At 74.8% G+C, this 8,490-nt stretch carries 9 protein-coding genes; 3 read left to right on the top strand and 6 right to left on the bottom strand.

What is annotated here, in order from left to right:
* On the top strand, positions 1–848 hold an 848-nt coding region (locus NH602_RS25130), incomplete at its 5' end, for a PASTA domain-containing protein (RefSeq protein WP_253069079.1).
* A 72-nt stretch (positions 849–920) separates the two neighbouring features.
* Here the strand turns inward: NH602_RS25130 and NH602_RS25125 are convergent.
* From NH602_RS25125 to NH602_RS25115, 3 genes are read right to left on the bottom strand one after another with little or no spacing between them, the layout of a single operon-like run.
* On the bottom strand, positions 921–1,784 hold the full coding sequence (locus NH602_RS25125) for a PfkB family carbohydrate kinase (protein WP_253069078.1): 864 nt from the start codon (positions 1,782–1,784) through the stop codon (positions 921–923).
* A complete protein-coding gene (locus NH602_RS25120) occupies positions 1,781–3,205 on the bottom strand; it encodes an MFS transporter (RefSeq protein ID WP_179762347.1) in 1,425 nt (474 codons plus the stop codon). The genes NH602_RS25125 and NH602_RS25120 overlap by 4 nt, the downstream gene beginning before the upstream one ends.
* Positions 3,202–4,206, bottom strand: a complete 1,005-nt coding sequence (locus tag NH602_RS25115; RefSeq protein ID WP_253069077.1) for a nucleoside hydrolase — start codon at positions 4,204–4,206, stop codon at positions 3,202–3,204. The genes NH602_RS25120 and NH602_RS25115 overlap by 4 nt, the downstream gene beginning before the upstream one ends.
* 119 nt (positions 4,207–4,325) lie before the next feature.
* Between NH602_RS25115 and NH602_RS25110 the strand changes: the two genes are divergently transcribed.
* Complete coding sequence (locus NH602_RS25110) at positions 4,326–5,342, top strand: LacI family DNA-binding transcriptional regulator (protein WP_218899376.1); 1,017 nt, start codon at positions 4,326–4,328, stop codon at positions 5,340–5,342.
* Positions 5,343–5,391: 49 nt separating this feature from the next.
* On the opposite strand, the gene NH602_RS25105 is transcribed toward NH602_RS25110, so the two are convergent.
* From NH602_RS25105 to NH602_RS25095, 3 genes are read right to left on the bottom strand one after another with little or no spacing between them, the layout of a single operon-like run.
* Positions 5,392–6,795 carry a class II 3-deoxy-7-phosphoheptulonate synthase gene (locus NH602_RS25105; protein ID WP_179762345.1) on the bottom strand — a complete coding sequence of 468 codons (1,404 nt, stop codon included), beginning with the start codon at positions 6,793–6,795 and terminating at the stop codon, positions 5,392–5,394.
* Positions 6,796–6,823: 28 nt separating this feature from the next.
* Positions 6,824–7,324: a polyadenylate-specific 3'-exoribonuclease AS gene (locus tag NH602_RS25100; protein WP_062396083.1), complete on the bottom strand. Its 501-nt coding sequence runs from the start codon at positions 7,322–7,324 to the stop codon at positions 6,824–6,826.
* 26 nt (positions 7,325–7,350) lie between these two features.
* On the bottom strand, positions 7,351–8,106 hold the full coding sequence (locus tag NH602_RS25095) for a 1-acyl-sn-glycerol-3-phosphate acyltransferase (RefSeq protein WP_179762344.1): 756 nt from the start codon (positions 8,104–8,106) through the stop codon (positions 7,351–7,353).
* A gap of 175 nt (positions 8,107–8,281) precedes the next feature.
* Here NH602_RS25095 and NH602_RS25090 point away from each other — a divergent pair.
* On the top strand, positions 8,282–8,490 hold a 209-nt coding region (locus NH602_RS25090; protein WP_253069076.1), incomplete at its 3' end, for a hypothetical protein.

The following is an 8,490-nucleotide window of genomic DNA, read 5'->3' as shown; positions in this document are numbered from 1 at the left end:
GCCCCGGCGGCACCCGGGTGCAGTCGCGGGCCCGCGGCGCGCACGGCACCGCCGTCACCCCCGCCGGGCAGCCGGAGCCGATGACCCGCGAGGAGCTGGCCGGGCGCCGCCGTCGCGGCCGCCGGGTGTTCGCGCTGTGGATGGTGCTGCTCCTGCTGCTGGCCGCGCTGGCCGGGACGGGCGCCTGGTGGCTCGGGTCGGGCCGCTGGACCACGATGCCCGCGGTCACCGGCCTGGACCGCGAGCGGGCGACCGCACTCGTCGCCGAGTCCGACCTGACGCCCACGGTCACCGAACGGGCCGACGACGACGTGGCGCCCGACCTCGTCGCGCAGGTGGACCCGGCCCCGGAGACCCGGGTGCTGCGCGGGACCACGGTCACCCTGGTGGTGTCCACCGGCCGTCCCGCGGTGCCCGACGTGCCCGCGGGCAGCGCCGTGGACACCGCGGAGGACGCCGTGCGCCGCGCCGGGCTGACCCCGGTGCGCTCGACGAGCGCCGAGGAGTTCAGCACCGAGGTCCCCGCCGGTGCGGTGATCCGCACCGACCCGCCCGCCGGGACCCGGCTCGCCGGTGGTGCCGCGGTCACCCTGGTGACCAGCCGGGGCCCCGAGCCGGCACCGCCGCCCCCGGCACCGACCGCCGAGCCCGCGGCGCCCACCTCCGTGCCGTTCGTGATCGGCATGCGGGCCGACGAGGCGGAGGCGCTGCTGCGTCAGGACGGCTTCGAGGTCGACATCGAGCGCAGCTTCCCCTTCGGTCGCCGCGACGGCCGCGTCGTCGGTCAGGACCCGGGGTCGGGCGGCGACGCCGAGCCCGGCGACACGATCACCCTGACCGTGCTCTGAGCCCGCGTCATGGGTCGGAGCCGGCGCCCCGGCCGGATGGCGGTCCGGCCGGGACACCGGCGTTCGAGGGGCCTACAGCCCGAAGCGGGTGCGCTCGGCGTCGCCGATCGCGGGCAGCTGCGCTCCGGCGACGGTGACCGCGAGGGCACCGGCGCGCACGGCGTAACGCGCCGCGTCCGGCAGGTCGTCCCCCGCGGCGAGCCGCACGGCGACGGCCGCCAGGAACGCGTCGCCCGACCCGGTGGTGTCCACCACATCGGCCCGCATCGCATCCACTGTGGTCACAGTAGCCGCTCCCTTGTCGTGCACCTCGCAGCCCGCGGCCCCGCGTGTCACGACCGACCGGGGAACCGGGTGCTCGCCCAGCAGCGCGGCCTCGTGCTCGTTGACCACGAGCACGTCGGTGGCGGCGAGCAGCTCGGCGGGCACCGGGGCGTAGGGCGAGAGGTTCAGCACCACCGTGGTCCCGGCGGCGCGGGCGGCCCGGGCGGCGGTCAGCACCGTCGGGACACCGATCTCCAGGCACAGGGTCAGCACCGCGACGTCGTCGAAGGCGGGCAGGTCTCCCGGCTCCAGGGCGGCGTTGGCGCCGGGCGAGACGACGATCGTGTTGTCGCCCGCGGCGTCGACGGTGATGACCGCGGTGCCGGTGGCCGTGCCGGTCCGCACCACGACCCGGTCGACGTCGGCACCGGCGGCGGCGACGGCGTCACGGACGGTCCGACCGTGGTCGTCGTCGCCGACCGCGCCGACCATGCCCACGCCGACCCCCGCGGCGGCCCCGAGCCGGGCGGCGGCGACGGCCTGGTTGGCACCCTTGCCGCCGGGGCCCACGGTCAGGTCCGACCCGGCCACGGTCTCCCCCGGCCCCGGGAGGCGCTCGGTGCGCACCACCAGGTCGGCGTTGAGCGAGCCGACGACCAGCACCCGGCTCATCGGGCGTCCACCACGTCGTGCGCGGCGCCGGTCTCGGCGGCGGCCGGGCGCGGGATGAGCAGCGACAGCGCGAACGCGCCCGCGGTGCACGCGGCCCCGACCAGCATGCCCGCGGTGTAGCCGCCGACCCCGGTCTGCCCGGCCCCGCCGACGGCGACCTGCACCGCGGGCAGCACCACGAAGCTGATCCCGGCGCCGAGGTTGAACGCGCCGGCGTTGAGTCCGGGCAGCATGCCGGGCCGGTCGGCGGGCGAGAGCAGCACGCCCAGGCCGTTGAGCATGATGTTGGCGATGCCGGCGTAGGTGACGCCGAGCAGCAGCGTCGCGACGACCAGCACCGCGAACGAGTGCACGCCCACGACCGCCAGCAGCGCGGTGGCGACGACGCTGCCGGCCAGCCCGACCCGCAGGACGGTGCGGTAGCCGAGCACCGGGGCCAGGCGACCGGCGAACGGCCCGACCAGCCAGCCGATCAGCGCGTAGGGGGCGAGCAGCGCGAGCGCGGTGAGGTCCGCACCGAGCCCGAACCCGGCCGCCGGGTTCTGCGCGATCGAGGCGACCAGACCGTTGACCACGGCGAACACGCCGGTCATGGTCAGCAGCGTGGTGCCGAGCGTGGCCCAGGTGGCGCGCCGGCGCAGGTCCTCGGGCGCGACGAGCGGCTGCGCGGTGCGGCCCTGCAGCCGCCAGAACACCACCGCAGCGACAACGGCGAGCAGCGCGTACCCGGCGACCCGGCCCCAGCGCGCGTCGGACAGCGCGGCGGCCTCGTCGAAGGCCAGCAGCAGCGCGCCGACCGCGGCGACGAGCGGGACGACCCCGCGCCAGTCCATCCGGGCGCCCTGCGAGGGGCGGGACTCCACCCCCCACACGGCGACGAGCACCAGCGCGACGACGGTGACCGCGGCGATGACCCAGAAGATCGAGCGGAAGCCGTGGTGGGTGGCCAGCCAGCCGCCGAGCAGCGCGTCGAGACCGGCCACGCCGCCGTTCACGGCGGTGATCAGGCCGAGCACGATCCCGTAGCGGCGCGGGTCGGCGATCTCGCTGCGCAGCATGAGCAGGCAGACCGGGACGACCGGCCCGGTGATGCCCTGCAGGGCCCGGCCGGTGAACAGCATCGGCACGCTGACGGCGAGGGCGGCGACGACGCTGCCGACCAGCATGACCGCGAGCATCACCAGCAGCACCCGCCGGCGCCCCGCGATGTCGGACAGCCGCGGCAGGAACAGCGAGAACATCGCCGCGAGGGTGAAGAACATCGTCTGGGACAGGCCGACGGTGGCGTCGTCGGTGCCCAGCTCGCGGGCCATGGTGACCAGTGCGGGGCTGAGCATCGAGGCGTTGAGCTGGAAGGCCACGCAGGCGGCCAGCACCGCCACGACGAGCGTGACGACCGGGCGGCGGTCGGGGGTGGTCATGCGATCTGCTCCGTTGCAGCGAGGGCGGCGGCGTCGGCGGGGACGGTCGCGGCCGGGGTGGCGGGGTCGCCGATGGTGCGCAGCGCGTCCACGACGAGCTCCCAGAACCGGGTGTGGTCGAGCTCCAGCGCGGCGTGCGTGCGGCATCCCTGCGGGGCCGGTCCGCGCCGGTCGGCGACCGTCATCCCGGTGGTGTGCCGGCCCGCGGTCTCGACGACGATCGGCATCGGGAACGCCCGCACGATCGTCGGGTCGATGACGTGGGCGACGGCGCACGGGTCGTGCACCGGCGGGGCGTCGAAGCCCTGGACGTCGCGGTAGGTGGCGGCGAAGAAGTCCAGCAGCTCGTCGACGAAGCGCGCCGGGCCGGTCCCGACGGCGCGGATCGCGCGGCGCACCTCGGGACCGGCCAGCGCCTGGTGGGTCAGGTCGAGCCCGACCATGACCACCTCCCAGCCCGCCTCGAACACGATCGCGGCGGCCTCGGGGTCGATGGCGATGTTGAACTCGGCCACCGGGGTCCGGTTGCCGACGGCGACGCCGCCGCCCATCAGCACCACCCGCTTGACCCGGCCGACGATCTCGGGGGCGCGCCGGGCGGCGAGCGCGATGTTGGTCAGCCCGCCGGTGGGGACGAGGGTGACGGTGCCCGGCTCGTGGGCCAGCACGGTCTCCACGATGAGGTCCACGGCGTGGGTGTCCACCGCGGCGAACGCCGGCGCGGGCAGCTCCGGGCCGTCCAGGCCGGTCTCGCCGTGGATGTCGGCGGCGACGGCGATCTCCCGCAGCAGCGGGCGGTCGGCACCGGCCGCGAACGGCACGCCGGTGATCCCGGCCAGGGTAGCGACCGAGAGCGCGTTGCGGGTCACCTTGTCCAGCGTCTGGTTCCCGACGACCGTGGTGACGGCGAGCAGCTCGATCCGCGGGTCGCCGTGGGCGAGCAGCAGCGCGATCGCGTCGTCGTGGCCCGGATCGCAGTCCAGGACGATCTTCTCGGTCATCTCCGGTGTCCCACCTCGTCGTCGTGGTCGTCCGGGGCGCTCCGGACGTGTCGACTGTGACCTGTCAAGCGCATGACGTCAAGCGCTTGATGTGTGGCGCGTCCGGGTAGGCTCGCCGGATGGCAGGACCGGTGGGCCGGCGGGTGACCGCGGCGATGGTGGCCCGGCGGGCGGGGACGAGCGTGTCCACCGTGTCGCTGGTGGTGAACGGCAAGTCGCGCGGACGGGTGTCCGCGGTGATCACCGAGCGGGTCCGCGCCGCGGTCGAGGAGCTGGGCTACGTGGTCGACCACGCGGCGAGCTCGCTCGCCCGCGGGACCACCGACCTCGTCGTGCTGCTCGCCCCCGACCTCCCCAACCCCTACTTCGGACGGGTCACCACCGGGATCCGGGAGGCGCTGGGCAGCAGGCACCAGCTGATGCTGTCGGTGATCGAGGGCGGCGAACAGCCCGGCGCCGACGACGTCCGCCGGGTCGCGGCGTTCCGCCCGGCCGGGCTGCTGGTGCACGCGCCGTCGCCGACGTTCCTCGACGACCTCGAGCCGGGCGGTCCGCCGCTGGTGCTGATGGACGCCCCCGGCTTCGAGGGCCGCGCGGCCACGGTGACCTTCGACCTGGAGCCGGGCGTGCGCGCGCTGGTCGCGCACCTCGCCGAGGCCGGGCACACGGTGCTCGCCTACCTGGAGGGCTCGACGCCCTCGGCCACCTTCACCGTGCGCCGTGAGCTGCTCGCCCGGGTCGCCGCCGAGCACGGCCTGCGGGTCCTCGACGACGGCACCCGGGCCGGGCTGACCCTCGACGCCGCCGCCGACGTCAGCACCGAGGCGCTGCCGCGCTGGCGGGCGGCCGGGGCCACCGCGGTCGTCGCGGCGGCGGACACGATGGCCTACGGCGTGCTGGCCGCGGCGCACCGGCTGGGGCTGGCCGTGCCGGGGGACATCGCCGTCGCCGGGTTCGACGACCTGCCGTACTCACAGGTGACGGCGCCGTCGCTGACGAGTGTGGCGCTGCCGGCGGAGGAACTCGGCCGGGCCGCGGCCCAGCGGCTGGCCGCCGTGCTCGCCGGGGACGGCGACGGCGCCGCCGCTCCCCTGCTGCCCTCACGCCTGGCGGCCCGGGCCAGCACCGGGGCCTGAGACACACCACCGGGGCGGCTCCGGGTGGAGCCGCCCCGGGACGGACGGGTCAGCCGCGCAGCATCTCCGCGACGAGGAACGCCAGCTCCAGGCTCTGCTGGGTGTTCAGCCGCGGGTCGCAGGCGGTCTCGTACCGGCCGGCGAGGTCGGTGTCGGAGATCCGCTGCGCACCGCCGAGGCACTCGGTGACGTCCTCGCCGGTGACCTCGACGTGGATGCCGCCGGGGTGCGTGCCGAGCGAGCGGTGCACCTCGAAGAAGCCCTGCACCTCGTCGACGATCCGGTCGAAGTGCCGGGTCTTGTAGCCGGTCGAGGCCTCGTGGGTGTTGCCGTGCATCGGGTCGCACTGCCAGATGACCTTGTGCCCGGAGGCGGTCACCTTCTCGACGATCGCCGGGAGCACGTCGCGGACCTTGTCGTTGCCCATCCGGGAGATCAGCGACAGCCGGCCCGGGCGGTTGTGCGGGTCGAGCCGCTCGACGTACTCGACGGCCTGGTCGGGCGTCGTCGTCGGGCCGATCTTCATGCCGATCGGGTTGGCCAGCAGCTCCGCGAACGCGACGTGCGCGCCGTCGAGCTGACGGGTCCGCTCCCCGATCCACAGGAAGTGCGTGGACAGGTCGTAGAGCTTCGGCGACTCCCCGCCGGTGGGGTCGCGCTCCAGGTCCAGACGCAGCATGGCGCGCTCGTAGTCGAGCAGCAGCGCCTCGTGGCTGGCGTAGAACTCGACCTGGTGCAGGTTGTGGTCGCGCACCCCGCAGGCGTCCATGAAGCGGACCGCACGGTCGATCTCGGCGGCGACGGCCTCGTAGCGCACGCCCGCGGCGGAGGTGCGGACGAAGTCCTTGTTCCAGTCGTGCACCTTGGACAGGTCGGCCAGCCCGGTCGCGGTCAGGCCGCGGACCAGGTTCATCGCCGCCGAGGCGTTCGCGTAGGCGCGGACCATCCGCGACGGGTCCGGGATCCGGCCCTGCGCGTCCGGGGCGAGACCGTTGACGATGTCCCCGCGGTAGGACGGCAGCCCGGCCGCGTCGATCGGCGAGCTGCGCGGCTTGGCGTACTGCCCGGCGATCCGCCCGACCTTCACCACCGGCATCGAGGCGCCGTAGGTCAGGACGACGGCCATCTGCAGCAGCGTGCGGATCGTCGCCCGGATGTGCGGCTCGGTGTTGTCGACGAAGGTCTCGGCGCAGTCGCCGCCCTGCAGCAGGAACGCCTCACCGTTCGCGACGTCGGCGAGCCGCGACTGCAGCCGGTCGACCTCCGGCGGCAGCACCACCGGCGGGACGGACTCGAGGACCTTCCGCACGTCGCCCACCTGCGACGGGTCGGGCCACTCGGGCTGCTGGGCGGCAGGGCGGGAGAGCGCGTCGTCCAGGGCGGAGCGCAGGTCCGCGGGCAGCGGCGGCAGCTCCGGGAGGACGTCGATCGGCGCGTCGACGGACCAGTTCACGCGGCCCAGCCTAGGCCGGGGCCGATCCCTACCGAGGCGCGGCCCCCGTCGCGAGGGTCTCGGCGATCACTTCCCAGCGCCGCAGGTTGTGCCGGGCGTCGGCGAGCGCGTCGTGCGCCTCGGCGGGCGGCGGGGGCAGCGCCGGGCGGCCCGCGTCCTCCCACCGCTGGCGCAGCTCGCGGGTGAAGCGCGGGATCGGCCGCGGCAGCGCGGGCATCGCACCCCACAGCTGGCACAGCGCCACGTGGTCGTAGGCGGCGATCCAGGCCCACAGCTCGACGTCGCCGGGGGCGCCGGTGCAGAAGTCGAGGATCTCCTCGCGCATCCGGGCCCGCGACATCCAGGCCCGGTCGCTGGGCGAGGGCAGCTTGGGCAGCACATTGGCCCGCACCCACTTGCCGGCCCGGTCCGGGTCGAACTCGGTGGACACGGCATAGAACTCGCGGCCGTCCTCGCCGACGATCCCGATCGACACCAGGTCGATCGTCGTGCCGTCCTCGATGAACTCGGTGTCGTAGAAGAAGCGCATGGTGCCGTCCTGTCTACCGGAGTCGATCAGGAGGCGCGGGAGTCGGGCACGTTCGCGTCGGGCCGCGACAGGCTCTGCCGCGACGGCGCGGGCGGTGGCGCACCGGCCGCGGCCTTCTCCTTGACCGACGCCGCGTAGAGGTCGACGTAGGTCTGCCCGGACAGCTCCATCAGCGAGTACATGATCTCGTCGGTCATGGAGCGCTCGATGAACCGGTCCCCGGCCATGCCCTCGTAGCGGGAGAAGTCCAGCGGCTCGCCGATCACGATCTTCACCTTGCGCGGGCGCCACATCTTGGAGCCGATGGGGTTGACCTTGTCGGTGCCCACCATGGCGACCGGGATGACCGGCACCCCGGCCTCCAGGGCCATCCGGGCGACGCCGGTCTTGCCCTTGTAGAGCCGCCCGTCGGGCGAGCGGGTGCCCTCCGGATAGATCCCGAGCAGCTTGCCCTCGTTCAGCAGCCGGACCGCGGTGTCCATCGCGGCGCGCGCCGCGGACCCACCGGAACGGTCCACCGGGACCTGCCCGACGCCGGTGAAGAACTGCTTCTTGAACCAGCCGCGGATCCCGGGCTCGGTGAAGTACTCGCGCTTGGCGAGGAAGGTCACCCGGCGCGGCAGCATCAACGGCAGGAAGAAGGAGTCGGCCACCGCGAGGTGGTTGCTGGCGAGGATCGCGCCGGCACCACCGGGCACGTTCTCGGCACCACGCACCTCCGGCCGGCAGAACAGCCTCATCAACGGGCCGAGCAGCACGAACTTGGACCACCAGTACAGCACCCTGCGCTGCCTCCCTACCGACTTCGGCGACAGCCTACGGAGCGTCGACACCTCCTCACAACGGGGCGGTGGTCACCGGGGTCGGGCGGTCCCCGCGCGGGCCCGTGGGCGGTGTCGGCCGGGACACGGGCCGTGACAGGATGGAGCCGCCGCGAGCGGGGAGGGACGGACCGGTATGAGCTCCGCAGACCCCTCGCGCGACCGCGAGGACCGGCCCGACGACTTCGACGCGATCGTCGCCGCCTGGCGCGACGAGGGCTCGGTCCCGGACTGGCCCGCCGAGCCCGTGGAGCGCACCGACCGTACGGACCGCGGCGACGCCGGTGACGTCGCGGGCGCGGCGGGCGGCGCCGACCGGCTGCGGGTGCTGCTCCGCTTCGCCGA

Source organism: Pseudonocardia sp. McavD-2-B (assembly GCF_024124365.1).
In the GTDB taxonomy this organism is placed as follows: Bacteria; Actinomycetota; Actinomycetes; order Mycobacteriales; family Pseudonocardiaceae; genus Pseudonocardia; species Pseudonocardia alni.
This window is presented reverse-complemented; position numbering and strand designations above follow the sequence as displayed.

What these genes read in the sequence shown, in the direction of transcription:
- NH602_RS25120 (WP_179762347.1), bottom strand. Translation starts at nt 3,205, where the DNA reads ATGACCACCCCCGACCGCCGCCCGGTCGTCACGCTCGTCGTGGCGGTG.
- NH602_RS25125 (WP_253069078.1), bottom strand. Translation starts at nt 1,784, where the DNA reads ATGAGCCGGGTGCTGGTCGTCGGCTCGCTCAACGCCGACCTGGTGGTG.
- NH602_RS25115 (WP_253069077.1), bottom strand. Translation starts at nt 4,206, where the DNA reads ATGACCGAGAAGATCGTCCTGGACTGCGATCCGGGCCACGACGACGCG.
- NH602_RS25110 (WP_218899376.1), top strand. Translation starts at nt 4,326, where the DNA reads ATGGCAGGACCGGTGGGCCGGCGGGTGACCGCGGCGATGGTGGCCCGG.
- NH602_RS25100 (WP_062396083.1), bottom strand. Translation starts at nt 7,324, where the DNA reads ATGCGCTTCTTCTACGACACCGAGTTCATCGAGGACGGCACGACGATC.